This is a genomic window from Immundisolibacter cernigliae, assembly GCF_001697225.1.
Taxonomy (GTDB): domain Bacteria; phylum Pseudomonadota; class Gammaproteobacteria; order Immundisolibacterales; family Immundisolibacteraceae; genus Immundisolibacter; species Immundisolibacter cernigliae.
The window spans coordinates 683357-708533 of sequence record NZ_CP014671.1; the positions used below are offsets into that span (position 1 = coordinate 683357).

The following is a 25177-nucleotide window of genomic DNA, read 5'->3' on the forward strand; positions in this document are numbered from 1 at the left end:
CTGCCATGCACTGATACACATCCGGCCCGATGGGGCTGGCCGCCAGATACGATGCCGCCTGTGCGACAGTCCATCGCAGTGCCCACGGTTGCGAACTTGGCGGCTTCGGGCAAGGTCAAACAACCCGCACCTTGGCCCGAGTGAAGGAGTAAGCCATGCATATTTCGCGTTCAGCCCTGAAATTTGCGGCAGCGTTCGCCGCGGTCGTGCTGTGCACCTCGTCGATCTCTGCGGAAACCGTTCTCACGACACAGGATGCCGTCGAAGTGTCCGTGTCCGACGTGCGGGTTAGCGGTTCCGGCCTGCAAGGCGAGATTCACAATCAAACCGATGCGACTTTGATTGGAGCCGAACTGCTGGTGCGTCACCGCTGGCTGTGGGCTGACGAGCTGCATCCCGGCACCGACGACCCGAGCTGGGTCGAAATACACCCCGTGAACGTGACCATCCCGGCCGGTGACACTGCGCCATTCAGCGTGCAACTGTCCCGCGGCGCCCCGCAACGCAGTGACGGTACCTTCCAACTCGAAGTGTCCGTCTACCGCTTCGCGACCATACCCAGCCCGTAGGTTCTGCGCGGCGCAGCACGCCCGTCGTTGGGCTGATTCTCACGACCGGGCGTCGCTGCCAAAAGCGGTGGCTGCAGACTGCCGATTTTGCGTGCCATCCAAAAACCGCAGGGAAGGCGCCGGGTCCGCCCGGCGGCTATCGGCGGATCACACGATCGATGCAGACAAATCCCGAAAAGCAAAAAGGCCAGTCTTGTGGACTGGCCTTTTTGCCTGTTTCGGATGGTAGCGGGGGCAGGATTTGAACCTACGACCTTCGGGTTATGAGCCCGACGAGCTACCGGACTGCTCCACCCCGCAACCGAGCCGCGCATGATACGGGCAACCGCCCGTCAGGGCAAGCCCGAACTGTCGGATCGACCTAAAAAACCGCCTGGCACAGCGCCAGCAGCGGTGCCGGGAACACGCCAAGACCCAGCAGCAGAGCGCCGTTCACACCCATGAACACGCGCACGTCGAGGGCCGGGGAGATGGCTGGCTGCTCCACGGGCGCATCGAAGTACATGGCCTTGATGACGCGCAGGTAATAGAACGCGCCGATGACCGAAAAGATCACCGCGATGATGGCCAGCCACAGCAGGTCGTGCTGCATCACCGCACGGATGACGCCAAGCTTGGCGTAAAAGCCGACCGTGGGCGGCACGCCTGCCAGCGAGAACAGGATCACCATCATCACCAGCGCCAGCCACGGCGAGCGCCGATTGAGGCCGCGAAAATCCTCGATCCGGTCGGCCTCGAAACCGGCGCGGCTCAGCAGCATGATCATGCCAAAGGCGGCCAGGCCGGTCAGGGCATAGGTAATCATGTAGAACAGGCTTGCCGCCATGCCGGCCGGGCTGTTGGCCAGGATGCCGAGCAGGAAAAAGCCCATGTGGGAGATGGTCGAATAGGCCAGCATGCGCTTGAGGTTGACCTGCGCAATCGCGATCAGGTTGCCGACTGCCAGCGACAGCACGGTCACCACCACCAGCATCTGTTGCCACTGCTGGACCAGCGGCGCTGCGGCACCGGCCAGCAGTTTCACCACCAGCACGAAGGCCGCGAGTTTGCTGATCGTGGTCAGAAACGCCGTCACGGCGGTCGGCGCGCCGTGGTACACGTCCGGCAACCACATGTGAAACGGTGCGATGCCCAGCTTGAAGCCGATCCCCACCACCAGCATGGCCAGCGCAAGGCCCATCAGGGCGCTGAAATCACCGGCACGGGCGTGTTCACCCACCACCTGCGCCACGGTGGCCAGGTCCAGCGACGCCGTCAATCCGTACAGGAGTGACATGCCGTACAGCAGCAGGCCGGAGGCCAGCGCGCCCAGAAAGAAATACTTGATCGCCGCCTCGCTGGCGTCGCCATTGTCGCGGTGCAGCGCGACCAGCGCATACGAGGACAGCGACAGCACCTCAAGGCCCAGATACAGCACCAGCAGGCTGCCGGCACTGGCCATCACCAACAAGCCGAGCGTGGCGAACAGCGACAGCAGCAGGAACTCGCCGGTCAGGAGCGCCCGCTGGCGCAGGTAGTCCCGCCCGTACAGAAACACGCCGAACATGATCAGCAGAGCCATCACCTTGATCACCACGGCGACGGCGTCGACCGTGTAGTGACCGCTGAACGTGGTGGTCGGCCCGTTGTAGGTCTGTGCCACCGCCAGCAGCGTCGCCAGCAGCGACAGCTGGGACACGACGTAGGTGTTGCTGCGCTCGCGACCCGGCCAGAACAGGTCGACCAGCAACACCACGCAGGCCATCGCCAGCAAAACCATTTCCGGCAGGGCCGGGGCCAGATCGGGAAGCATGAATTCCATGGGTCAGATGCCGTGTGCCTGGGGTGCCGCGCCTAGAGTCCGAGCTTGCCGCGCTGCAAATGCGCCAGCAACGTGTCGACCGTGGCATGGGTGACATCCAGCATGGGATTGGGCCACACGCCCATGGCCAGCACCGCCAGGGCCAACAGGCCGAGCACGATGAATTCCTCGGCCTTCAGATCCTTCAGTGCCGCCACTTTTGCATTGGTCACTGCCCCGAAAATGACCCGCTTGTACATCCACAGGTTGTACGCCGCGCCCAGCACCAGGCTGGTACCGGCCAGCAGGGCGATCCAGAAACTGTTCTCGAACGCGGCCAGGATGACCATGAACTCGCCGACGAAACCCGACGTGCCCGGCAGGCCGGAGTTGGCCATCGCAAACAGCATCATGAAGGCGGCGAACATCGGCATGGTGTTGACCACGCCGCCGTAATCGGCAATCTGGCGACTGTGCATCCGGTCGTACATGACGCCCACGCACAGGAACATGGCGGCCGAGATGAAGCCGTGCGAAACCATCTGCACCAGCCCGCCCTCGATGCCCTGGGCGCTGAACAGGAAGGTGCCGAGCGTCACGAAGCCCATGTGCGAGATCGACGAATAGGCGATCAGCTTTTTCATGTCCTGCTGCACCAGCGCCACGGCGCCGATGTAGACCACGGCAATCAGCGACAGCGTGATCATCAGGCCGGAGAAGGCCATGCTGGCATCCGGCGTGATCGGCAGCGACAGGCGCAGAAAGCCGTATCCGCCCATCTTGAGCATGATGGCCGCCAGCACCACGGAGCCGCCGGTCGGTGCCTCGACATGCGCATCCGGCAGCCAGGTGTGCACCGGCCACATCGGAATCTTGACTGCGAACGCGGCCAGGAAGGCCAGGAACAGCAGCTTCTGGGTCGGCAGATCGAGCGCAACGCGCTGGAAATCGAGCAGACTGAAGCTGCCGGTCTTCAGGTGCAGGTAGATCAGCGCCACCAGCAGCAGCACGGACCCCAGGAACGTGTACAGGAAGAACTTGAGCGTCGCGTACACGCGATTGGGGCCGCCCCAGACGCCGATGATGATGAACATCGGGATCAGCATGGCTTCCCAGAACACATAGAACAGCATGCCGTCGACGGCACAGAACAGGCCGATCATCAGCCCTTCCATGACCAGGAAGGCGCCCAGGTACTGGCTGAGCTGCTTTTCAACCGATACCCGCGCCATGGCCACCACCAGCACGGTGATGAAGCTGGTGAGCAGGATGAACGGCAGCGCGATACCGTCGATGCCCAGGTGGTAGTAGATAGCGAAGGACTCCACCCACGGCGCGCGCTCGACGAATTGCAGGCCGCCGTTGCCCGTGTCGAAACCGGTATACAGGGGCAGCGTGATGGCGAACTCGGCCAGCGCCACCAGCAAGGCCAGGCCCCGCGCCCGCCCGGGGCGGCCATCACCGGCCAGTAACCAGACCAGCACCGCGCCGGCGATGGGCGTCCATATGGCCAGACTCAACAGAGGCAAGGTTTCGCTCATGGCGCGCTCAGAAGCTCACGTACCAGATCATGCCCAGCAGCGCGGCCAGGCCGATGATCATGGCAAACGCGTAGTGGTACAGGTAACCGGTCTGGATGTGCCGCAGCGCACCGGCCAGCCGGCCGATGCTGCGGGCGGTGCCGTTGACGGCCAGGCCGTCGATCAGGGCGACGTCTCCCACCCGCCACAGCAGGCCGCCGAGGCCCCGCAGGCCGCCGGCAAACACCGCCTGATTGACGTCGTCAAAGAAGTATTTGCGCTCAAGAATGTACTGGACCAGCGAGAAGCGGCTGCGCACCACCGCCGGCCAGTCGGGCTTGATTAGATAGAACACCGCCGCTGTGCCCGCCCCGGCCAGCATCAGCCAGAACGGCAAGGCTGTGAAGCCGTGCAGGGCGAAGGCCAGCGCGCCGTGGAAATGCTCGCCAAACTCCGCCAGCGTGGCGTGCTGCGGCAATATCTGAATCGCCTTGCCGAAGTAATCGCCAAACAGCATCGGCCCGATCAGCGGCGCGCCGATCAGCACCGACGGTATTGCCAGCAGCACCAGCGGGCCGGTCACCACCAGCGGCGACTCGTGCAGGTGCTCAGCGGCATGGTGGTCCACCCGCGATTTTCCGTGGAACACCAGAAACAGCAGCCGGAAGCTGTACAGCGAGGTCACAAACACGCCGCCCAGCACCGCAAAGTGCGCAAAGCCGGCCGCCGGCAAGGAGGATGCAGCCACCGCCTCGATGATGGCGTCCTTGGAATAAAAGCCCGCAAAGCCGGGGAAACCGACCAGCGCCAGCGTGCCGATCCAGGCCGTCAGGGCGGTGATGGGCATGTGCCGCCACAGGCCACCCATCTTGCGCATGTCCTGCTCGTGATGCAGGCCGATGATCACCGAGCCGGCCGCCAGGAACAGCAGCGCCTTGAAAAAGGCATGCGTGCCCAGATGAAAAATGGCCGCCGAGTACGCCGACACACCCAGCGCGACCGTCATGTAGCCCAGCTGCGAGAGCGTGGAGTACGCCACCACGCGCTTGATGTCGGTCTGCACCAGGCCCAGCAGCCCCATGAAAAAGGCCGTCATGGCACCGATGAACAGCACGAAGTTGAGCGCCGCCTCGGACAGCTCGAACAGCGGCGACATGCGTGCCACCAGGAAGATGCCAGCCGTGACCATGGTCGCGGCATGGATCAGCGCCGAGATCGGCGTCGGGCCTTCCATGGAATCGGGCAGCCACACGTGCAATGGCACCTGTGCCGACTTGGCCATGGCGCCGATGAACAGCAGCACGCAGATCACCGTCAGCGCCGACCATTCACGGCCCGGCCAGATCTGCAGGGTCTCGACGGCCAGTTCGGGGGCCTTGGCGAAAATCGTCGCGAAATCGAGACTGCCGAACAGCGACAGCACGGCCGCTATGCCCAGGATCATGCCCAGATCGCCAACCCGATTGACCAGAAAGGCCTTCAGGTTGGCAAAGATGGCCGATTCCTTCTGATACCAGAAGCCGATCAAAAGATACGAGACCAGTCCCACGCCTTCCCAGCCGAAAAAAAGCTGCAGGAAGTTGTTTGCCGTCACCAGCATCAGCATGGCAAAGGTGAACAGGCTGATGTAGCTGAAAAAGCGCTGGTAACCCGGATCGTCGTGCATGTAGCCGATGGTGTAGATGTGCACCATCAGCGACACGAAGGTCACCACCAGCATCATGGTGGCGGTCAGCTCGTCGATCAGAAAACCGATCGAAACTTTCAGCGGGCCGCTTTGCAGCCAGGTGTAAAGATCGGCATTGAGCACATAGTCGCCGCCGGTCGCCTTGCCGGCCAGCAGCAACGAGAAGACATAGCAGGACAGCCCGAACGAAATCCCCACCCCGAGGATGGTAACGATGTGCGCGCCGCTGCGACCGATCAGGCGTCCACCCAGACCGGCGAGAAGGGCTCCGGCCAGTGGCGCCAGCACCGCGGCCAGACAGATGAGGGTCAGCTTTTCCATCGCTCAGCCCTTCAGGTGGTCGAGGTCCTGGACGTTGATCGACGCCCGGTTTCGGAACAGCACCACGATGATGGCAAGGCCGATGGCCGATTCCGCCGCCGCCACCGTGAGCACGAAAAACACGAATACCTGACCTGCAATGTCGTGCAGGAAATGCGAGAAGGCGACGAAGTTCATGTTCACCGCCAGCAGCAGCAGTTCCACCGACATCAGCAGGATGATCATGTTCTTGCGGTTGATGAAAATGCCGAACATGCCGAGCGCGAACAAAATGGCGCCCAGCACCAGGTAGTCGGTGAGCGTGACCATGCAGTCTTACCTGTCCTTTGCCGAGTCGTCTTCGCCACCCTCACCACGGGGCAGGTCCAGCAGGTGCATGCGCCCGCGCGGGGTGACGTGAACCTGCGCCGACGGCGAAATGTATTTGCTGGCACGCACGCCGCGGAAGGTCAGACCGATGGCCGCCACCATGCCAATCAGCAGAATCACGGCGGCGATCTCGAACGGATAGGCGTATTCGGTGTAGAGCACCGCGGCGATGGCCTCCACATTGCTGACACCGGTGGCATCCGGCAGCGGCGGCCGCGCCAGGGCGGTATCGAGCTGGCCGGTGCCGTACACGAGCACCATCTCGAACACGATCAGCAGCGTCACCGCCAGACCCAGCGGCAGATGGCTGCCGAAGCCCTCGCGCAACTCAGCCCGGTCGACATCCAGCATCATCACCACGAACAGCCACAGCACCATCACCGCGCCGACATAAACCAGCACCAGGGCGATGGCCAGAAATTCCGCCTCCAGAATCAGCCACAGGCCGGCGCAGGTAAAAAACGCCAGCACCAGGAACAGCACCGCGCGCACGGCATTGCGCACGCTGACCACCATGCCGGCCGCGAACACCAGAATCGCCGACAGAAGATAAAAAACAAACTTCTCAGTACCCATGACAGCCGCCGCGAATGGATGAAGTGCTCAGCGGTACGCGGCATCGGCCGCGCGGTCGGCGGCGATCTGCGCTTCCATGCGGTCGCCGATGGCCAGCAGGGTCGATTTGTCATAGACCCGCTCGGCGTTCTCTTCCATGTGGAAATGATTGAAGCGGGTCAGCACGATGGAATCGACCGGGCAGGCCTCCTCGCAAAAACCGCAATAAATGCACTTGAACATGTCGATGTCGTAGCGCGTGGTGCGGCGGGTGCCGTCCGCGCGCGGTTCCGCTTCTATCGTGATGGCCAGCGCCGGGCAGACGGCCTCGCACAGCTTGCAGGCGATGCAGCGCTCCTCGCCATTCGGGTAGCGGCGCAGCGCGTGCAGGCCGCGAAAGCGCGGCGACAGCGGGGTTTTCTCCTCCGGAAACTGCACCGTGATCTTCGGCTTGAAAAAGTGACGCAAGGTCACGCCAAGCCCGGACAGCAGTTCGAGCAACAGCAGACTTTTGAAGTACTGGGCAACGCGGGTCATGACATGCCCCTCAGTTGAACCACGGCGGCAGGCGGTACAGCACGGCCGTCGACACCACCACCAGCCAGACGATGGTGATCGGAATGAAGACTTTCCAGCCCAGACGCATGATCTGATCGTAGCGGTAGCGCGGGAAGGTGGCGCGGAACCACAGGAAACAGAACAGCAGGAAGGCTACCTTGGCGATCAGCCACAGCGGGCCCGGCACCCAGGCAAAGGCGCCTTCCAGCAGCGGGATGCCCTGGAACGGAGACAGCCAGCCGCCCAGGAACATGATGGCCGCCAGGGTCGAGACCAGGATCATGTTGGCGTATTCGGCCAGGAAGAACACCGCGAAGCTCATGCCGGAATACTCGACATGAAAGCCGGCCACGATTTCCGACTCGCCCTCGGCGACATCGAACGGCGCGCGGTTGGTCTCCGCCACCGCCGATATGAAATAGATGACGGCGATCGGCAGCAGCGGCAGCCAGAACCATGTCAGCAGGTTGCCGTTCTGGGCCAGCACGATCTTTTGCAGGTTCAGGCTGCCGGCGGCGATCAGCACCACCACGATGGCAAAGCCCATGGCGATTTCATACGCCACGATCTGCGCCGCCGAGCGCATGGCGCCGAGGAAGGCATAGCGGGAATTGGACGCCCAGCCGGCCAGGATCACCCCGTACACGCCCATGGACGTGATGGCGAGCACGTACAGCAAACCGACATCGATATCGGCGATGACCAAGCCCTCGCCGAAGGGCACCACCGCCCAGGCGCCCAGCGCCGGGCCGATGACCAGCACCGGCGCCAGGTAGAACAGGAACGGATTGGCCCGCATCGGCACAATCACTTCCTTGGTCAGGAGCTTGAGCGCGTCGGCGATCGGCTGCAGCCAGCCGCGTGGGCCGACCCGGTTGGGCCCGATGCGCAGCTGCATGTAGCCGATCACCTTGCGTTCGGCAAAGGTCAGCCAGGCCACCGATACCAGCACCGGCACCAGCACCACGCCGATCTTGAGCAGGTTCCACAGCAGCAGTTGCAACGGCTCGGGCACCGCCTGCCACAGCAGCGTCAGCTGTTCCACCATCACACCCGCTCCAGCGTGAGCGGCCCGTAGGCCGTACCCAGACCCTGCGTACCTTCGAGCCCGGACGGGATGTATGCCGTACCGTCCGCCACCCGCGCATCCACGGCCAGGGGCAGTTCGAGTGCCGCTTCGCCCTGACGCACGCGCAGCCGGTCACCGGCGGCAAAGCCCAGGCGCCGGCATTCGGGCTCGTTCAGATACACCGCCGCGGCCGGCAGGTCCGCGCGCTGCTGCAGGGCGCCGGCCCGGCGCACCAGCGCATCACTGCGGTAACAAGGCCAGTCGCCGATGCGGGTCAGGCCGCCATCAACGGCAGGCCACGCGACGGCTGCAGGATCAGCCGTTGCTGTCGGGAAGTCGACCGCCTCAACCGCTGCCAGCACTTCGGCGCGCACGGCCGCCACATCGTCGTGTTCGAAGCCCGGCAGGTCCAGCAGATTGGCCAGCACGCGCAGGATCTTCCAGCCGGGGCGCGCCTCACCCAGGGGCTTTAGCGCGCCCTCGAAGGACTGCCAGCGTCCCTCGCCGTTGACGAAGCTGCCACCGGTTTCGGTGAAGGCCGCCAGCGGCAGGATGACGTCGGCATAGCCGCGCATGGCATCGGTCGCGAACGGGCTGAGCACCACCACGCATTGGGCCGCGTCGAGTGCCGCCAGCGCGGCGCTGCCGTCGGCGCAATCCAGCTCGGGCTCGAAGCCGGCCAGCAGGTAAGCGCGCAGGTGCTGTTCCAGCATGGCACGGGCATCCAGCCCGGCCTGTTGCAGGTGACCGCCACCGGCGCGCCGATGCGGAACCGCACCGGCCAGCCAGGCGCCGGCCCCGTTGCCACCGGGGCTGGTTTCCGCCAGCGTGCCGCGGGCAAGGTCCGCGATGAGGGCCGCCAGAGCGCGCAACGCGCCGTAGAAAGGGCTTGCAAGCGCCTGATCTCCAAGGAGGATCAGGGCGCCCGGCTGTTGCTTGAGCGCGCCGGCAAGCTCGCGCTGCCAGGGCGTGGCGGCCACGCCGGCGAGGCGCCCGCTCCAGCTGGCCGGGATGACCGCCCCGTCCAGCAGCGCCACCGCGATGCCGGCCAGTTCGGCCACCATCGCGGCCGGATCGCACACCGCCACGCCGCGCAGCGGGAAGTTGAAGTCGTAGTCGTAGCTGTTGATCGCAAAGCCCACCGCGCCGCGCTTGACCACCGCCTTGCGCAAGCGCGTGTTCAGCAGCGGCTGGTCCTTGCGCAGATTGCTGCCGACCAGCAGGAACGCCGGCACCTGTTCCAGACTCGCTATCGGCGGCAACGCCGGGTGGCGAGGCAGCATGGCATCGGCGCTGAAATCCGACTGCCGCAGGCGATGATCGACGTTGTTGGAACCGAGTGCCCGCATCAGCTTCTGGGCCAGATACAGCTCTTCCGTGGTCAGGGTCGGCGCCAGCAGGGCGCCCAGATGCGCCGGCCCATATTCCTTGAGCACCGCCTGCAGGCCTTCCGCAGCGGCGGCGAGCGCCTCCTGCCAGCTCACTTCCTGCCAGGCGTCGCCCTTGCGCAGCAGCGGCTGGCGCAATCTGTCGGCGCTGCCGAGGCCAAGGTAGGAATAACGATCGCGGTCCGACAGCCAGATTTCGTTGACCGCCTCGTTGGCCCGCGGCAGCACGCGCTTCACGACGCCATTGGCGACGTTGATTTCAAGATTGCTGCCCACGCAATCGTGCGGGCTCACGCCCGGCCGGCGCTCCAGCTCCCAGGCGCGGGCCGTGAAGCGGTACGGCTTGTTGGTGAGCGCGCCGACCGGGCACAGGTCGACCACGTTGCCGGACAGTTCGGACTCCACCGCGCGCTGGATGTAGGTGCCGATGCGCATGAACTCGCCGCGCCCGGTGGCGCCCAGCTCCTTCACGCCGGCGATCTCCTCGCCAAAGCGCACGCAGCGCGTGCAGTGGATGCAGCGCGTCATCTCGGTCTGGATCAGCGGCCCGACGTCCTTGTCGTCGACTACGCGCTTGGCTTCCGTGTAGCGCGATTCCACCTTGCCGAAGCCCAGCGCCGTGTCCTGCAGCTGGCACTCGCCGCCCTCGTCGCAGATCGGGCAGTCCAGCGGATGGTTGATCAGCAGGAATTCCATCACCGCCCGCTGCGACTGCAGCGCCTTGGGCGACTTGGTGAACACCTTCATGCCTTCGGCCAGCGGCGTGGCGCAGGCCGGCACCGGCTTTGGCATTTTCTCGACTTCGACCAGGCACATGCGGCAGTTGGCCGCCACGCTGAGCTTGTCGTGGTAGCAGAAGCGCGGCACGGTGATGCCGGCGGCATCCGCCGCCTGAATGATCATCTGGCCCTTGCGCGCCTGCAGCGCAACGCCGTTGATCTCGATGTTCAGCAGATCGTCGCTCATGGGGCTTTCTTCTGTGCGCCGACTCAGGCGGCCACGCCCAGCCGGTCCGCGACCAGGCTGCGCTTGTGTTCGATGTAGTAGGCAAACTCGTGCCGGAAGTGCCGCAGCATGCCCTGCACCGGCATGGCGGCGGCGTCACCCAGGGCGCAGATGGTGCGCCCGGCGATGTTGCCGGCCACGCTTTCCAGCAGCTCCAGGTCCTCCGGCCGGCCATTGCCCTCGACGATGCGCGTGACCACGCGGTACAGCCAACCGGTGCCCTCGCGGCACGGCGTGCACTGGCCGCAGGATTCGGCGAAGTAAAAGCGCGAGATGCGCTGCAGCATACGCACCATGTCGGTGGTCTCGTCCATCACCACCACCGCGCCGGAGCCCAGCAGCGAGCCGGCCTTGGCGATGGAGTCGTAATCCATGTTCGCTTCCAGCATCGTCGCCGCCGGCAACACCGGCACCGACGAGCCACCCGGGATGACGGCCTTCAGTTCCCGCCCCTGCCAGACACCGCCGGCCAGCGCCAGCAGATCCTTGAACGGGGTACCGAGGCGAATCTCGTAGTTGCCGGGCTTCTCGACATGCCCGGAGACCGAGAAAATTTTGCTGCCGCCGGCCTTCTCGACGCCCAGACCCGCGAACCAGGCCGCACCCTTGCGCAGGATGGCCGGCACCGAAGCCAGGGATTCGACATTGTTGATGGTGGTCGGCCGGCCGTACAGGCCAACCGCCGCGGGGAACGGCGGTTTGAAGCGCGGCTGGCCCTTCTTGCCCTCCAGCGACTCCAGCAGCGCCGTTTCCTCTCCGCAGATGTAGGCGCCAGCGCCCAGCGTGCCATGCAGGTCAAAATCGACGGCCGAGCCCTGGATGCCACGCCCCAGCAAACCGGCCGCGTAGGCTTCCTTGAGCGCGCCCTCGAAACGGGCCCACACCTCGTCCATCCACTCGCCGCGCAGGTAGCAATAGCCAACCGTCGCGCCCATGGCATACGCACCGATGGCCATGCCCTCGACCAGGGCGTGCGGGTTGAAGCGGATGATGTCGCGGTCCTTGCAGGTGCCCGGTTCCGATTCGTCGGCATTGCAGACCAGGTACTTCTGGCCCGGCGCGTTGCGCGGCATGAACGACCACTTCAGACCCGTCGGGAATCCCGCGCCGCCGCGCCCGCGCAGGCCCGAGGCCTTGACTTCCTCGATCACCTGCTCGGGAGTGAGTTCCCCGGCCAGGATGCGCCGCCAGGCACTGTAGCCGCCCAGGCGCACGTAGGTGTCGAAGGCCCACGGCTCGGGCTCGCCCAGGGTTTCGAAACAGACTTTGACTTCCGCCGTCATGGTGTCAGTCCAGCGCGTCCAGGATTTGATCGACCCGCTCGGGCGTCAGATGCTCGTGGTAGACGTGGTCCACCTGCATCATTGGTGCGCCGCAGCAGCAGGCCAGGCACTCTTCCTCGGGCTTCAGATAGAACTTGCCGTCCGGCGTGCTGTGGCCGAGTTTCACGCCGAGCCTGCGCTCGACATGCGCCACGATGTCGTCAGCGCCGCGCAGCATGCACGAGATGTTGGTGCAGACCGAAATCGAATGGCGGCCGACCGGCTTGGTCTCGAACATCGAGTAGAAGCTCGCCACCTCGTACACGTCCATGGCTTCCAGTTGCAGGTACCCGGCCACCGCATCCATCAGCTCGACGGTGAGGTAACCGCCGTTCTCGTGCTGCACCTCGCGCAGCGCCGCCAGCACCGCCGAACGTTTCTGGTCGGCCGGAAACTTGGCCACCCAGTGATCGATTTCGTGGCGGGCGTGTTCGGAAAGAATGCCCTGATACGACTGTGTCATCGGTCGATCTCGCCAAACACGATGTCCAGGGTGGCGATGATGGCCACCAGGTCCGCCAGCATGTGGCCACGCACCATCTCGTCGATGGCCGCCAGGTGCGGGAAACCCGGCGCCCGCAGCTTGACCCGATACGGTTTGTTCGAGCCGTCGGCAATCATGTACACGCCAAACTCGCCCTTGGGCGCTTCCACCGCGGCATATACCTCGCCCTGCGGCACGGCGTAGCCCTCGGTGAACAGCTTGAAGTGGTGGATCAGGGCCTCCATGTCGGCCTTCATTTCGGTCCGCGACGGCGGTGTGATCTTGTGATCGGCCAGCATCACCGGCCCGGGATTGGAGCGCAGCCAATCCACGCACTGGCGGATGATGCGGTTGGACTGCCGCATCTCGGCCACGCGCACCAGATACCGGTCGTAGCAGTCGCCGTTCACGCCAACCGGGATTTGAAAGTCCAGTTCGTTGTAGACCTCGTACGGCTGCTTTCGCCGCAGATCCCAGGCCACGCCGGAGCCGCGCAGCATGGGGCCGGTGAAGCCCAGTTGCCGCGCCCGCTCGGGACTGACCACGCCAATGCCGACCGTGCGCTGCTTCCAGATGCGGTTGTTGGTGAGCAGGGACTCGTAGTCATCGACGCAGCCGGGGAAGCGCTCGGTGAACGCCTCGATGAAATCCAGCAGGCTGCCCTCGCGATCACGGTTGAAGGCCTTGGTCGCCTTCTCGTCGCGCCACTTGGAGGTCTCGTACTTCGCCACGCTGTCGGGCAGGTCGCGGTACACGCCGCCAGGGCGGTAGTAGGTCGCGTGCATACGGGCGCCGGAGACCGCCTCGTAGCAGTCCATCAGGTCCTCGCGCTCGCGAAAGCAGTACAGGAAAACCGTCATGGCGCCCATGTCGAGCGCATGCGCACCCAGCCACATCAGGTGATTCAGGACGCGCGTGATCTCGTCGAACAGCACGCGGATGTACTGCGCGCGTATCGGCGGCTCGATGCCGAGCAGGCGCTCGACCCCCAATACGTAGGCGTGCTCATTGCACATCATGGACACGTAATCGAGCCGGTCCATGTAGCCGATGGAATGGTTGTACGGCTTGCTCTCGACCAGCTTTTCGGTGCCCCGATGCAGCAGGCCGATGTGTGGGTCGGCGCGCTGCACCACCTCGCCGTCCATCTCGAGCACCAGGCGCAGCACGCCGTGGGCAGCCGGGTGCTGCGGCCCGAAGTTCATCGTGTAGTTGCGGATCTCGGCCATGTCGCCCTACCCGGCCGGGTGTTCGTAGCGGAAATCGTCGCGTCGCACGCGCGGCACGCTGATGCGGTTCTCGATGCTCACCGGCTCGTAGATCACGCGCCCCTGCACGGCGTCGTAGCGCATCTCGACCTCGCCGTTGAGCGGAAAATCCTTGCGCAGCGGATGGCCGACGAAGCCGTAGTCGGTGAGGATGCGCCGCAAGTCCGGATGGCCGTCGAAGACGATGCCCATCAGATCGAAGGCCTCGCGCTCGAACCAGTTGGCCGCCGGCCATACGTCGATGACCGAAGCGACCAGCGGAAACTCGTCGGCCAGGTAGGCCCGCACGCGCAGCCGGGCGTTGTGCGTGGTGGATAGCAGGTGGTAGACGACTGCGAACCTGGGCCGTGCGACATCCGGTTCCTGCGGAAAATCGCTGTAGTCCACGCCGCACACGTCGATCAGCTGATCGAAGGCCAGATCGGGCGCGTCGCGCAGCGTCCGGCAGACGGCCTCCATCGCCTCGGCGGGGATCTCCAGCGTGATCTGGTCGGCGGCGCCGGCGCTGGCCTGACCGGAAGCCTCACCCAGGGTTTCGCGCAGGCGCGCCAGCAGATTGTCGGCCCGGATGCTCATGGCTCAGCGGGCGATGGTGTGGGTGCGGCGAATCTTGTTCTGCAGCTGGATCAGCCCGAACAGCAACGCCTCCGCCGTCGGCGGACAGCCCGGCACATAGACATCGACCGGCACGATCCGGTCGCAGCCGCGCACCACGGCGTAGGAATAGTGGTAGTAGCCGCCGCCGTTGGCGCAGGACCCCATCGACAGCACCCAGCGCGGCTCGGCCATCTGGTCGTACACCTTGCGCAGCGCGGGGGCCATCTTGTTGACCAGCGTACCGGCCACAATCATCAGGTCCGACTGGCGCGGACTGGGGCGAAAGATGATGCCGAAGCGGTCGAGGTCATAGCGCGACGCACCAGCCTGCATCATCTCCACCGCGCAGCAGGCCAGCCCGAAGGTCACCGGCCACAGGGAGCCGGTCTTGCTCCAGTTGACCACCTGATCGACGGTGGTGGTCAGAAAGCCCCGCTCGCTGAGTGCCTCTACTCCCATTCGAGCGCCCCTTTCTTCCACTCGTAGATGAAGCCGACCACCAACAGACCCAGGAACAGCATCATGGCCAGAAAGCCGAAGCCGCCAACCAGGCCCTGCTTGAGGCCCACCGCCCACGGAAACAGGAAGGCCACTTCCAGATCGAAGATGATGAACAGGATGGCCACCAGGTAGTAGCGCACGTCGAACTTCATGCGGGCGTCTTCGAAAGCCTCGAAACCGCACTCGTAGGGCGCGTTCTTTTGCTTGTCGGGCCGGTTGGGGCCGATGAAACGCCCGGCCAGGATGGCGATGGCGCCAATGGCCACACCGACGGCCAGCAGCAGTGCGATGGGCAGGTATTGCAGCAACATGCGTGAGGAATCCTGATCCTTGGCTCGCGACAGCGGTTGTTGTTCGGAATTCTGCTGGCGCCCCGCTGGCGGGACGCGTCAAACATCTGGTGCCGATGGTCGGACTCGAACCGACACGACTTGCGTCACCACCCCCTCAAGATGGCGTGTCTACCAATTCCACCACATCGGCTGAATCACTTGGCGGGCGTCGAAGGCGCCTGTGCCGGGGCAGTCCCCCCGCTGGCTGGCGCCGGTGCTGCCGGCACGGCCGGCTGGCTCACCGGCGCGGGCGCCAGTTTATCAGTAACGCTCACCGGCCCGCTGGCGTGAGCGCCCAGATACGCCAGCACCAGACTGGTCAGAAACAGCGCCGTCGCGAGTCCGCCGGTCAGGCGGGTCAGGAACGAGCCGGCCCCGCGGCTGCCGAACACCGTCTGCGAGGAACCACTGCCGAAGGCCGCGCCCGCGTCGGCGCCCTGCCCCTGCTGGATCAGCACCAGTCCGACCAGCGCCAGGCAGATCACCACATGAACCACGAGCAGAACAATCATCATCGGGGAAGTGCCGCCTTGCAGATGGAAAGAAACTGGTCGGCCACCAGACTGGCACCGCCAATGAGACCGCCGTCCACGTCCGGCTGCGCGAAAAGCCCAGCCGCATTATCCGGCTTCACGCTGCCGCCATAAAGCAGCGTGGGTGTGCGCCCGCCGCGACTGACCCGATCGCGGATGAAGCGGTGCGACGCCTGCGCCTGCTCGGGCGTGGCCACCCGCCCGGTGCCAATGGCCCACACGGGCTCGTAGGCAATCACCGCGCCGGCAAGCGCCTCATCACCGCACAGCTCGAGCACCGCATCGATCTGGGCGGCCAGCACGGCCTCGGTCGCATCCGCCTCGCGCTCGGCCAGCTGCTCACCCACGCACAGGATCGGCACCAGTCCGTGACTGACCGCGGCGCGGAATTTTTGCGCCACCAGGGCGTTGTCCTCGCCATATAGCCTGCGCCGCTCGGAATGTCCGACGATGACATACCGACAACCGACATCGCCCAGCATGGGCCCGGACACTTCACCGGTGTAGGCGCCGGACGCCTCGACCGCCAGATTCTGCGCGCCCAGGGCAATCCCGCTTCCGGCCAGCAAGTGTGCGGCCTGCATGAGGTAGGGATACGGTGGGCAAACCGCCACCTCGATCCGGTCCAACGCCGGCATGCCCGCTTTCAGCGCGCCCAGCAGCTCGTTCACCTGCGCCTGACTGGCATGCATTTTCCAGTTACCGACCACCAGTGAACGGGACATCGACGCTCGGCAATCCGGCTGCGGAAAAGGCGCGCATGGTACTGGCGCGCCAGTCCCGAATCAAACCGGCAGGCGACTTTGACGGCTCAGTTGGCCTGTGCCATGGCCGCCCGCAACTGCGCCGCGATATGCTCGCTCAGCGCCTCCACCTGCACTGCGTCCTGGCTCTCTACCATCACCCGCACCAACGGCTCGGTGCCAGACTTGCGAAGCAACACCCGACCTCGCCCATCGAGGCTCGCCCGGGCTTCCTCGATGGCCTGCTGCACCCACCGCGAGCGGTCCGGATCGAAGCCGGCCACCAGCGGCACGTTCACCAGCCGCTGCGGGTACTTGGTCATGAAGCGCTTCAGCTCCGCCAATGGCCGGCCGGCGGCGCGCAGCACCGACAGTACCTGCAAGGCGGTAACCAGGCCATCGCCGGTGCTGGTGCGGTCCAGACAAATCAGGTGACCGGAAGTTTCGCCACCGAGCAGCCAGCCCCGCGCCCGCAGCTGCTCCATGACATAGCGGTCACCGACCTGCGCCCGATCGAAGGCAATGCCGGCGTCCAGCAGCGCACGCTCCAGGCCGAAATTGCTCATCTGCGTGCCGACCACACCCCCACCGAGCGTGCCTGCCGCCTGACGGGCCAGCGCCAGCAGGCCCAGAATCTCGTCGCCGTCCACCAGCTCACCGGCGGCATCCACCATGAGCAGGCGATCGGCATCGCCGTCGAGCGCCACGCCCAGGTCAGCGCCCTGCGCCAGCACTTCGCGCTGCAGCGCGGCCGGCGCCGTGGTACCGCAATCGCGATTGATGTTGAAGCCGTCCGGACTGACGCCGATGGCCGTCACGCTGGCGCCCAGCTCCCGGAAAACAGCCGGCGCGACCTGGTACGCGGCGCCGTGGGCGGCGTCCACGACGATTTTCAACCCCCGCAGATCGGTGTGATCCGGCAGGGCCCGCTTGCAGAACTCGATATAGCGCCCCCCCGCATCCACCGCTCGACGCGCCTTGCCGATCTGGGTCGGCGGCACCATTTCCAGGGGCTGCTCCAGGCAGGCCTCGATCTGGGCCTCCAGCGCATCCGGAAGCTTCTCGCCGCTGGCCGAGAACAGCTTGATGCCGTTGTCGGCATAGGGGTTGTGCGAGGCGCTGATGACGACGCCGGCCCGCGCATGGAAGGTGCGTGTCAGGTAGGCAACGGCCGGCGTCGGCATCGGCCCCAGCAACAGACAGTCCATGCCTGCCGCCGACAAGCCGGCTTCCAGAGCCGATTCGAGCATGTACCCGGAAACGCGCGTGTCCTTGCCCACCACCACCGTGCCACGGCCTTCCCGGCGCAGCACCGTGCCGACGGCCCAGCCCAGACGAAGCACGAAATCCGGCGTGAAGAACCCGTTCCCGACCGTGCCGCGCACCCCGTCGGTGCCGAAATAGCGTCGTTCAGCCATGGTCCCCTCCTTGTACGGCCTCCAGCATGGCCAGCGCCTGCACTGTATGTTCGACATCGTGCACGCGCAGCAACCGCGCACCCCGCTGGGCTGCCAGCAGCGCCAGCGCGATGCTGCCGCCCAGCCGGTTCGTCACCGCTGCGCCGGTAAGCGCCCCGATCAGCGACTTGCGCGACAGGCCGGCCACCACCGGCAAACCCGCCTGCGCCAGCCGCGGCAGGCCGCGCAACAGAGCGAGGTTGTGCTCGGTGGTCTTGCCGAAACCGAACCCGGGATCGAGCAGCAACTGCCGCCGTGCGATACCGGCCCGCTCGCAGGCGGCCACCCGCGCCTCCAGAAATTCGGCCACCTCGGCCACCACATCCACATACCGCGGCGCCTGCTGCATCGTGCCGGGCTCACCCTGCATGTGCATGAGCACTACCGGCACGCCAAGATCGGCCGCGGCTTGCAAGGCGCCTGGCTCGCGCAGCGCCGCCACGTCGTTGATCAGGCCGGCGCCGGCGGCGACGGCCGCGCGCATGACCTGCGCATGGCGGGTGTCGATCGAAATGGGCACCCGAAGCTGCGGCGCCAGGCACTCGATGACCGGCAGCACCCGCTGCAGTTCCTCATCGACCGACACCCGGGCCGCACCGGGGCGTGTCGACTCCCCGCCGATGTCGATCACCGCCGCGCCGGCCGCCTGCAGGGCAATCGCCCGCGCACAGGCGGCCTGGACATTGCTCCCCAGACCATCGCCCGAAAAGGAGTCCCGCGTCAGGTTCAGCACACCCATCACCGCCGAACGTGACAGGTCCAGCGGCTTGCCGGCGCAATCCAGAAGCATTCGATTCAGGCAGGCACGGGCGCCGACCGCGGCCGGCGCCGGCGGGTGTTACGGCAGGCTCGGGGCGCCATCCGCGCCAGCATCCGCAGCCGGTGCCGGCGGTGGCGCCGGCCGATCGCTGGGCTGCGGCGCAACCACGCGCGGCGGGCGGCCTGCCATCAGGTCGTCGATCTGGTCCTTGTCGATGGTCTCGAAACGTATCAGCGCATCCGCCATCGCGTGCAGGGTATCCAGCCGCGCGGTCAGGATTTCCTTGGCGCGGGCGTAGTTGCGCTCCAGGATGGCGCGGATTTCCTCGTCGATGGTGGACGCGGTGTCGTCCGACACGTTCTTGTGCTGGGTCACGCTGCGGCCCAGGAACACCTCGCCCTCGTCCTCCTCGAAGGTCATCGGCCCCAGGCGCGCCGACATGCCCCAGCGGGTCACCATGTTGCGGGCGATCTCGGTGGTGCGCTTGATGTCGTTGGAAGCGCCGGTGGTCACCGCCTGCGGTCCGAAGATCAGTTCCTCGGCGATGCGCCCGCCATACAGGCTGCAAATCTGGCTCTCCAGGCGTTCGCGGCTGAGGCTGTAGCGGTCTTCCTCCGGCAGGAACATGGTCACGCCCAGCGCCCGGCCGCGCGGGATGATGCTGACCTTGTAGACCGGGTCGTGCGAGGGCACCGACAGGCCGACGATGGCATGGCCGGCCTCGTGGTAGGCCGTCAGGCGCTTCTCGTCGTCGTTCATGACCATCGAGCGGCGCTCGACACCCATCATGATCTTGTCCTTGGCGCGGTCGAAGTCGTCCTGATCCACGACCCGCTTGTTGAAACGCGCCGCGAACAGGGCCGCCTCGTTGACCAGGTTGGCCAGATCGGCGCCCGAGAAACCGGGCGTGCCGCGGGCCACCACCTCGGCATCCACGTCGCTGGCCAGCGGCACCTTCTTCATGTGCACTTTCAGAATCTGCGTGCGGCCGACGATGTCCGGCAGCGGCACGACAACCTGCCGGTCGAAACGGCCGGGCCGCAACAGGGCCGGATCGAGCACGTCGGGACGGTTGGTGGCCGCGATGACGATGACGCCCTCGTTGCCCTCGAAGCCATCCATCTCGACCAGCAACTGGTTCAGGGTCTGCTCGCGCTCGTCATGCCCGCCGCCCAGGCCCGCACCGCGGTGACGACCGACGGCGTCGATCTCGTCGATGAAGATGATGCACGGCGCGTGCTTCTTGGCCTGCTCGAACATGTCCCGCACGCGGGATGCACCGACGCCTACGAACAGCTCCACGAAATCCGAGCCGGAGATGGTGAAGAACGGCACCTTGGCCTCGCCGGCAATCGCCCGCGCCAGCAGGGTCTTGCCGGTGCCGGGCGAGCCGACCATCAGCACGCCGCGCGGAATGCGGCCCCCCAGGCGCTGGAACTTGGACGGGTCGCGCAGGAACTCGACCAGTTCGTGAACCTCTTCCTTGGCCTCGTCGACACCGGCCACGTCGGCAAACGTGACCCGCACCTGATCCTCGGTCAGCATGCGCGCCCGGCTCTTGCCAAACGGCATCACGCCGCCCTTGCCACCGGGGCCGCCCTGCATCTGGCGCATGAAGAACACCCACACGCCGATCAGCAGCAGCATCGGGAACCACGAGATGAACACCTGCATCAGCAGCGACTGGCGGTCCGGCGCCGCCACTTCGATGCCGACATTGTTGGCCAGCAGGTCGTCGATCATGTGCGGGTCTTCGGGCGTGTAGACGACGAATTTCTCGCCGCCCGTGGTCACGCCCCGCACGGCGCCCTGCTCGATGACCACGCGGTCCACCTGCGCGCTCTTCACCTCGGCGATGAACTGCGAGTAATCCAGCGTGCGCTCGGCGGCCCGCTGCGGACCGAAGCTGTTGAACACGGCCATCAGCACCAGCGCCACCACGACCCAGAGAATGATGTTGCGGGACATTGAATTCACGTAGCGAATCTCCGGTCGCGGCGGTTATTACGGGGTTATCGGCAGCATACCGCGGCCGATCAGGTAGTGCTCGCGGCTGCGGTCGCGCGAGGCATCGGGCTTGCGCACCAGTACCTGCTCGAAATGTCGGGCAAATTCCACCCGCAGTGCCTGGCTGCCGGCGCCTTCGAAGCATTTGACCAGCAGCGCGCCACGCGGTTTCAGCACCCGACCGGCAAAGTCGAGCGCCAGCTCGGCCAGGTGCAGCGCCGCCGGCTGATCGACATCGCGCACACCGCTCAGATTGGGCGCCATGTCCGACATTACAAGGTCGGCGCCGTCCGGCAGCAGGCCGAGCATCTGCTCCAGCACCGCAGCGTCCCCGAAATCACCCAGGATGAACTCGACACCCGGCAGCAGCGCCATCTCCAGCAGGTCGACCGCCAGCACCCGGCCGCGCGGCCCGACGATGGTGCTCGCCACCTGCGACCAGCCACCCGGCGCAGCGCCCAGATCGACCACCGTCGCGCCCGGCTGCAGCAGGCGATCGCGCTGGTTGATCTCCAGCAGCTTGAAGCTGGCCCGCGAACGGTAGCCCTGCGCCTGTGCCTGCCGCACGTAGGGATCTGCGATGTGCTCGTGCAGCCAGCGGCGACTGGAGCCGGCCTTGCTCATGGCGCGCGCACGGCTGGCCGGCAGTCAGATGTAGTCGACGGCCAGAATTTCATAGGCCTGCTCGCCGCCCGGCGCTGGCACCAGCACCTGATCGCCGGCCTCGCGGCCGATCATGGCGCGCGCCAGCGGCGCCCGGAATGACACCCGGCCCTGCTTGATGTCGGCCTCATCCATGCCGACCACCTGATAGGTGACTTCCTCGTCGGTATCGACATTGACCAGTTTCACGGTGGCGCCGAACACCACCTTGCCGCCAGCCGCCAGCCGGGCCGGGTCGATCACCTCGGCGCGGCCGAGGCGATCCTCGATTTCGCTGATACGGCCCTCGATGAAACCCTGCTGGTCCTTCGCCGCGTGGTACTCGGCGTTTTCCTTCAGGTCGCCGTGGGCGCGCGCCTCGGCGATGGCGGCGATCACGCGCGGTCGCTGCACGGATTTGAGGTCTTCCAGTTCGCGCCGCAGTTGTTCTGCGCCGCGGGCGGTCAGGGGTTCACGGATCATGACTGTCTCAGTTCGATATGCAGTTGTCGCAGGCTCTCGACGCGAATCTCGCGCCCGCTTTGCAGCGCAAGGCAGGTGGCGCGCGCGCCGGCCAGCGTGGTGGTGTGCGGCACCTTGAAGCGCAGCGCCGCGGCGCGAATGGCGAACGAATCGGCAATCGCAAGCTTGCCTTCGGTGGTGTTCAGCACAAAGGCGATTTCGCCGTTGGTGATCATGTCCACGATGTGCGGGCGGCCTTCCTTGACCTTGTTGACCACGCCGCAAGGAATACCGCTCGCGTTCAGCCACTCGGCCGTACCGCGCGTGGCAACCAGCTCGAAGCCGAACTGTCGCAGGTCCGTCGCCACCTGCACCAGCAGCGCCGTCTTGTCGGCCTGACGCACGCTGATGAAGGCACGCCCGCCGGTCGGCAGTGGGTTGCTGGACGCCAGCTGCGCCTTGCCGTAGGCCTCGCCAAAACTGCGGCCGATGCCCATCACCTCGCCGGTGGATTTCATCTCCGGACCCAGGATGATGTCCACACCGGGGAACTTGGCAAACGGAAACACCGCTTCCTTGACCGAGTAATACGACGGCAGCACCTCGTGATCATGGCCCTGCTCGGCCAGACCGATACCGACCATGCAGCGTGCCGCCACCTTGGCCAGCGGCACGGCGGTGGCCTTGGACACGAACGGCACCGTGCGCGACGCGCGCGGGTTCACCTCCAGCAGGTACACATCGCCGTTCTTCACTGCGAACTGGATGTTCATCAGACCGACCACGCCCAATTCGTGTGCCAGCAGCACGGTCTGGCGGCGCATCTCGTCCACCACCTCCGGCGCCAGGCTGTAGGGCGGCAGGCAGCAGGCCGAATCGCCGGAATGCACGCCGGCCTGCTCGATGTGTTCCATAACGCCGCCGATGACGACATCCTTGCCGTCGCACACGGCGTCGACGTCGACTTCCAGCGCGTCGTCCAGAAAACGGTCCAGCAACACCGGTGAGGCGGCCGACACGTGCTCGGCATTGCGCATGTAGGCGCGCAGGCCGTCCTCGTCGTAAACGATTTCCATCGCCCGCCCGCCCAGCACGTAGGACGGGCGCATCACCAGCGGATAGCCGATCTGCCCGGCTGCCGCGAGTGCCTGCTCCAGGCTGGCGGCCATGCGGTTGTCCGGCTGCAGCAGGCCGAGCTTGTCCACTACCTGCTGGAAGCGTTCGCGGTCCTCGGCGCGGTCGATGGCGTCCGGCGTGGTGCCGATGATGGGCGCACCGGCGGCCAGCAGCGCCCGGGCGAGCTTCAGCGGCGTCTGGCCGCCGAACTGCACGATGACCCCCACCGGCTGCTCGACGCGCACGACTTCGAGCACGTCCTCCAGCGTGAGGGGCTCGAAGTACAGGCGATCGGCGGTGTCGTAATCGGTGGACACCGTCTCCGGGTTGCAATTGACCATGATGGTCTCGTACCCGGCCTCGCGCAGGGCCAGCGCCGCGTGCACGCAGCAGTAGTCGAACTCGATGCCCTGGCCGATGCGGTTCGGACCGCCGCCCAGGATCATCACCTTGCGCCGCTGGGTCGGCTGCGCCTCGCACTCCTGCTCGTAGGTGGAATACAGGTAAGCGGTGGCGGCCGGAAACTCGGCGGCGCAGGAATCCACCCGCTTGTAGACCGGCAGCACGCCCAATTGCTGGCGCCGCTGGCGCACGGCGTCCTCGCTGGCACCGAGCAGGCTCGCCAGGCGACTGTCGGCGAAACCCATGCGCTTCCAGGCGCGCAGCGTGACGGCCGCCGTGGCCGAGAGACTCGCGTCGGCGATCACCGCCTCGGTCTCCACCAGCTCGGCCAGTTGATCCAGAAACCACGGGTCGATGCCGGTCAGGGCCTGCACCTCGTCCAGCGTCAGCCCGCAGCGGAACGCATCGCCGATGTAGCGGATGCGGTCGGCGCCCGGCACGCGCAGGCGCTGGCGCAGGTGGTCCATGGCGTCCGGCGCCGCGCAGTCCAGGAGCGGTGTCAGGCCGTCGATGCCGGTTTCCAGCCCACGCAGCGCCTTTTGCAGCGACTCCTGGAAGGTGCGGCCGATGGCCATGACCTCGCCGACCGATTTCATCTGCGTGGTCAGCGTGGCGTCCGCCTGCGGGAACTTCTCGAAGTTGAACCGCGGCACCTTGGTGACCACGTAGTCGATGGTCGGCTCGAAGGAGGCCGGCGTGGCGCCGCCGGTGATGTCGTTCTTGAGCTCGTCGAGCGTGTAGCCGACCGCCAGCTTGGCGGCCACCTTGGCGATCGGAAAGCCGGTCGCCTTGGAGGCCAGCGCCGACGAGCGCGACACGCGCGGGTTCATCTCGATCACCACCAGCTTGCCGTCCTTCGGGTTGACGGCGAACTGCACATTCGAGCCGCCGGTCTCGACGCCGATCTCGCGCAGCACGGCGATCGAGGCGTCGCGCATCAACTGGTATTCGCGGTCGGTCAGAGTCTGCGCCGGCGCCACGGTAATCGAATCGCCGGTGTGCACGCCCATGGCGTCGAAGTTCTCGATCGAGCAGACGATGATGCAGTTGTCGTTGCGGTCGCGCACCACCTCCATCTCGAACTCTTTCCAGCCGATGATCGACTCCTCGATCAGCAGCTCGCCGGTCGGTGACAGATCCAGGCCGCGCTCGCAGATGGCGACGAATTCCTCGCGGTTCCAGGCCACGCCGCCGCCGCTGCCGCCCATCGTGAACGACGGCCGGATGATGGTCGGAAAGCCAATCTGCGCCTGCACCTGGATGGCTTCTTCCATGCTGTGGGCGAGCGCCGAGCGCGGCGTGGCCAAGCCGATGCGGCGCATGGCCTCGCGAAAGCGCTCGCGGTCCTCGGCCTTGTCGATCGCGTCGCGGGTGGCGCCGATCATCTGCACGCCGAATTTCTCGAGCACACCCTCGCGGGCCAGATCGAGCGCGCAATTCAGCGCCGTCTGGCCGCCCATGGTCGGCAGCAGCGCCTGCGGGCGCTCGCGCTCGATGATCTTCTCCACCACCTGCCAGGTGACCGGCTCGATGTAGATGGCGTCCGCCATGTCCGGGTCGGTCATGATGGTGGCCGGGTTCGAGTTGACCAGCACCACCCGGTAGCCTTCCTCGCGCAGCGCCTTGCAGGCCTGCGCGCCGGAGTAGTCGAACTCGCAGGCCTGGCCGATCACGATCGGCCCGGCGCCGATGATCAGGATGGTCTCGATGTCGGTACGTTTGGGCACGGG

At 66.0% G+C, this 25177-nt stretch carries 23 protein-coding genes and 2 tRNA genes; 1 reads left to right on the top strand and 24 read right to left on the bottom strand.

Annotation, left to right across the window (positions count from 1 at the left end; translation table 11 throughout):
• Nucleotides 1–155: 155 nt before the first annotated feature.
• Complete coding sequence (locus PG2T_RS03240) at nt 156–569, top strand: hypothetical protein (protein WP_068802806.1); 414 nt, start codon at nt 156–158, stop codon at nt 567–569.
• A 223-nt stretch (nt 570–792) separates the two neighbouring features.
• Here the strand turns inward: PG2T_RS03240 and PG2T_RS03245 are convergent.
• The 24 genes from PG2T_RS03245 to carB all read right to left on the bottom strand — a co-directional run bounded on the left by PG2T_RS03245 (nt 793) and on the right by carB (nt 25174).
• Nucleotides 793–869 (bottom strand) — tRNA-Met (locus PG2T_RS03245).
• Between the two features lie 61 nt (nt 870–930).
• Nucleotides 931–2370, bottom strand: a complete 1440-nt coding sequence (nuoN, locus tag PG2T_RS03250) for an NADH-quinone oxidoreductase subunit NuoN (RefSeq protein ID WP_068802807.1) — start codon at nt 2368–2370, stop codon at nt 931–933.
• 32 nt (nt 2371–2402) lie between these two features.
• Nucleotides 2403–3890, bottom strand: a complete 1488-nt coding sequence (locus PG2T_RS03255) for an NADH-quinone oxidoreductase subunit M (protein ID WP_068802808.1) — start codon at nt 3888–3890, stop codon at nt 2403–2405.
• Nucleotides 3891–3897: 7 nt separating this feature from the next.
• Nucleotides 3898–5877 (bottom strand): NADH-quinone oxidoreductase subunit L, encoded by a 1980-nt coding sequence (nuoL, locus tag PG2T_RS03260; RefSeq protein ID WP_068802809.1) that lies wholly within the window; start codon nt 5875–5877, stop codon nt 3898–3900.
• A 3-nt stretch (nt 5878–5880) separates the two neighbouring features.
• Entirely contained in the window at nt 5881–6186 is a 306-nt protein-coding gene (gene nuoK, locus PG2T_RS03265) for an NADH-quinone oxidoreductase subunit NuoK (RefSeq protein WP_068802810.1), read from the bottom strand.
• A gap of 6 nt (nt 6187–6192) precedes the next feature.
• Nucleotides 6193–6822 carry an NADH-quinone oxidoreductase subunit J gene (locus tag PG2T_RS03270; RefSeq protein ID WP_068802811.1) on the bottom strand — a complete coding sequence of 210 codons (630 nt, stop codon included), beginning with the start codon at nt 6820–6822 and terminating at the stop codon, nt 6193–6195.
• A gap of 27 nt (nt 6823–6849) precedes the next feature.
• A complete protein-coding gene (gene nuoI, locus PG2T_RS03275; protein ID WP_068802812.1) occupies nt 6850–7338 on the bottom strand; it encodes an NADH-quinone oxidoreductase subunit NuoI in 489 nt (162 codons plus the stop codon).
• Between the two features lie 10 nt (nt 7339–7348).
• Nucleotides 7349–8407 carry an NADH-quinone oxidoreductase subunit NuoH gene (nuoH, locus tag PG2T_RS03280; protein WP_068802813.1) on the bottom strand — a complete coding sequence of 353 codons (1059 nt, stop codon included), beginning with the start codon at nt 8405–8407 and terminating at the stop codon, nt 7349–7351.
• Nucleotides 8407–10782 (bottom strand): NADH-quinone oxidoreductase subunit NuoG, encoded by a 2376-nt coding sequence (nuoG, locus tag PG2T_RS03285; RefSeq protein ID WP_068802814.1) that lies wholly within the window; start codon nt 10780–10782, stop codon nt 8407–8409. The genes nuoH and nuoG overlap by 1 nt, the downstream gene beginning before the upstream one ends.
• 23 nt (nt 10783–10805) lie before the next feature.
• Nucleotides 10806–12104 (bottom strand): NADH-quinone oxidoreductase subunit NuoF, encoded by a 1299-nt coding sequence (gene nuoF, locus PG2T_RS03290; RefSeq protein ID WP_068802815.1) that lies wholly within the window; start codon nt 12102–12104, stop codon nt 10806–10808.
• Nucleotides 12105–12108: 4 nt separating this feature from the next.
• On the bottom strand, nt 12109–12606 hold the full coding sequence (locus PG2T_RS03295) for an NADH-quinone oxidoreductase subunit NuoE family protein (RefSeq protein ID WP_068802816.1): 498 nt from the start codon (nt 12604–12606) through the stop codon (nt 12109–12111).
• Nucleotides 12603–13856 carry an NADH-quinone oxidoreductase subunit D gene (locus PG2T_RS03300; protein ID WP_068802817.1) on the bottom strand — a complete coding sequence of 418 codons (1254 nt, stop codon included), beginning with the start codon at nt 13854–13856 and terminating at the stop codon, nt 12603–12605. The genes PG2T_RS03295 and PG2T_RS03300 overlap by 4 nt, the downstream gene beginning before the upstream one ends.
• A 6-nt stretch (nt 13857–13862) precedes the next feature.
• Nucleotides 13863–14471 carry an NADH-quinone oxidoreductase subunit C gene (locus PG2T_RS03305; RefSeq protein WP_068802818.1) on the bottom strand — a complete coding sequence of 203 codons (609 nt, stop codon included), beginning with the start codon at nt 14469–14471 and terminating at the stop codon, nt 13863–13865.
• Nucleotides 14472–14474: 3 nt separating this feature from the next.
• The gene (locus PG2T_RS03310; protein WP_068802819.1) at nt 14475–14951 is read right to left on the bottom strand and encodes a NuoB/complex I 20 kDa subunit family protein; all 477 of its coding nucleotides are present in this window, start codon (nt 14949–14951) and stop codon (nt 14475–14477) included.
• Complete coding sequence (locus PG2T_RS03315; RefSeq protein ID WP_068802820.1) at nt 14942–15304, bottom strand: NADH-quinone oxidoreductase subunit A; 363 nt, start codon at nt 15302–15304, stop codon at nt 14942–14944. Before PG2T_RS03315 ends, PG2T_RS03310 begins: the two co-directional genes overlap by 10 nt.
• A gap of 87 nt (nt 15305–15391) precedes the next feature.
• Nucleotides 15392–15476 (bottom strand) — tRNA-Leu (locus tag PG2T_RS03320).
• 4 nt (nt 15477–15480) lie between these two features.
• Nucleotides 15481–15840, bottom strand: coding sequence for a preprotein translocase subunit SecG (gene secG / locus PG2T_RS16575; RefSeq protein ID WP_068802821.1), 360 nt, complete (start codon nt 15838–15840; stop codon nt 15481–15483).
• Nucleotides 15837–16583, bottom strand: a complete 747-nt coding sequence (gene tpiA / locus PG2T_RS03330) for a triose-phosphate isomerase (protein WP_068802822.1) — start codon at nt 16581–16583, stop codon at nt 15837–15839. The genes secG and tpiA overlap by 4 nt, the downstream gene beginning before the upstream one ends.
• A gap of 86 nt (nt 16584–16669) precedes the next feature.
• On the bottom strand, nt 16670–18019 hold the full coding sequence (gene glmM, locus PG2T_RS03335) for a phosphoglucosamine mutase (protein ID WP_068802823.1): 1350 nt from the start codon (nt 18017–18019) through the stop codon (nt 16670–16672).
• A complete protein-coding gene (gene folP, locus PG2T_RS03340) occupies nt 18012–18848 on the bottom strand; it encodes a dihydropteroate synthase (RefSeq protein ID WP_068802824.1) in 837 nt (278 codons plus the stop codon). The genes glmM and folP overlap by 8 nt, the downstream gene beginning before the upstream one ends.
• 48 nt (nt 18849–18896) lie before the next feature.
• Nucleotides 18897–20786, bottom strand: coding sequence for an ATP-dependent zinc metalloprotease FtsH (gene ftsH, locus PG2T_RS03345; RefSeq protein WP_193399834.1), 1890 nt, complete (start codon nt 20784–20786; stop codon nt 18897–18899).
• Nucleotides 20787–20822: 36 nt separating this feature from the next.
• Complete coding sequence (locus tag PG2T_RS03350) at nt 20823–21449, bottom strand: RlmE family RNA methyltransferase (protein ID WP_068802826.1); 627 nt, start codon at nt 21447–21449, stop codon at nt 20823–20825.
• 24 nt (nt 21450–21473) lie between these two features.
• Nucleotides 21474–21950, bottom strand: coding sequence for a transcription elongation factor GreA (gene greA, locus PG2T_RS03355; protein WP_068802827.1), 477 nt, complete (start codon nt 21948–21950; stop codon nt 21474–21476).
• On the bottom strand, nt 21947–25174 hold the full coding sequence (carB, locus tag PG2T_RS03360; RefSeq protein ID WP_068802828.1) for a carbamoyl-phosphate synthase large subunit: 3228 nt from the start codon (nt 25172–25174) through the stop codon (nt 21947–21949). Before carB ends, greA begins: the two co-directional genes overlap by 4 nt.
• Nucleotides 25175–25177 lie beyond the last annotated feature (3 nt).

What these genes read in the sequence shown, in the direction of transcription:
- nuoH (WP_068802813.1), bottom strand. Translation starts at nt 8,407, where the DNA reads ATGGTGGAACAGCTGACGCTGCTGTGGCAGGCGGTGCCCGAGCCGTTG.
- PG2T_RS03270 (WP_068802811.1), bottom strand. Translation starts at nt 6,822, where the DNA reads ATGGGTACTGAGAAGTTTGTTTTTTATCTTCTGTCGGCGATTCTGGTG.
- PG2T_RS03315 (WP_068802820.1), bottom strand. Translation starts at nt 15,304, where the DNA reads ATGTTGCTGCAATACCTGCCCATCGCACTGCTGCTGGCCGTCGGTGTG.
- PG2T_RS03255 (WP_068802808.1), bottom strand. Translation starts at nt 3,890, where the DNA reads ATGAGCGAAACCTTGCCTCTGTTGAGTCTGGCCATATGGACGCCCATC.
- PG2T_RS03300 (WP_068802817.1), bottom strand. Translation starts at nt 13,856, where the DNA reads ATGGCCGAGATCCGCAACTACACGATGAACTTCGGGCCGCAGCACCCG.
- glmM (WP_068802823.1), bottom strand. Translation starts at nt 18,019, where the DNA reads ATGGCTGAACGACGCTATTTCGGCACCGACGGGGTGCGCGGCACGGTC.
- secG (WP_068802821.1), bottom strand. Translation starts at nt 15,840, where the DNA reads ATGATGATTGTTCTGCTCGTGGTTCATGTGGTGATCTGCCTGGCGCTG.
- nuoL (WP_068802809.1), bottom strand. Translation starts at nt 5,877, where the DNA reads ATGGAAAAGCTGACCCTCATCTGTCTGGCCGCGGTGCTGGCGCCACTG.
- PG2T_RS03240 (WP_068802806.1), top strand. Translation starts at nt 156, where the DNA reads ATGCATATTTCGCGTTCAGCCCTGAAATTTGCGGCAGCGTTCGCCGCG.
- greA (WP_068802827.1), bottom strand. Translation starts at nt 21,950, where the DNA reads ATGATCCGTGAACCCCTGACCGCCCGCGGCGCAGAACAACTGCGGCGC.
- nuoN (WP_068802807.1), bottom strand. Translation starts at nt 2,370, where the DNA reads ATGGAATTCATGCTTCCCGATCTGGCCCCGGCCCTGCCGGAAATGGTT.
- PG2T_RS03305 (WP_068802818.1), bottom strand. Translation starts at nt 14,471, where the DNA reads ATGAGCATCCGGGCCGACAATCTGCTGGCGCGCCTGCGCGAAACCCTG.
- PG2T_RS03310 (WP_068802819.1), bottom strand. Translation starts at nt 14,951, where the DNA reads ATGGGAGTAGAGGCACTCAGCGAGCGGGGCTTTCTGACCACCACCGTC.
- nuoG (WP_068802814.1), bottom strand. Translation starts at nt 10,782, where the DNA reads ATGAGCGACGATCTGCTGAACATCGAGATCAACGGCGTTGCGCTGCAG.
- nuoF (WP_068802815.1), bottom strand. Translation starts at nt 12,104, where the DNA reads ATGACGGCGGAAGTCAAAGTCTGTTTCGAAACCCTGGGCGAGCCCGAG.
- folP (WP_068802824.1), bottom strand. Translation starts at nt 18,848, where the DNA reads ATGCTTCTGGATTGCGCCGGCAAGCCGCTGGACCTGTCACGTTCGGCG.
- PG2T_RS03350 (WP_068802826.1), bottom strand. Translation starts at nt 21,449, where the DNA reads ATGAGCAAGGCCGGCTCCAGTCGCCGCTGGCTGCACGAGCACATCGCA.
- PG2T_RS03295 (WP_068802816.1), bottom strand. Translation starts at nt 12,606, where the DNA reads ATGACACAGTCGTATCAGGGCATTCTTTCCGAACACGCCCGCCACGAA.
- nuoK (WP_068802810.1), bottom strand. Translation starts at nt 6,186, where the DNA reads ATGGTCACGCTCACCGACTACCTGGTGCTGGGCGCCATTTTGTTCGCG.
- ftsH (WP_193399834.1), bottom strand. Translation starts at nt 20,786, where the DNA reads ATGTCCCGCAACATCATTCTCTGGGTCGTGGTGGCGCTGGTGCTGATG.
- tpiA (WP_068802822.1), bottom strand. Translation starts at nt 16,583, where the DNA reads ATGTCCCGTTCACTGGTGGTCGGTAACTGGAAAATGCATGCCAGTCAG.
- nuoI (WP_068802812.1), bottom strand. Translation starts at nt 7,338, where the DNA reads ATGACCCGCGTTGCCCAGTACTTCAAAAGTCTGCTGTTGCTCGAACTG.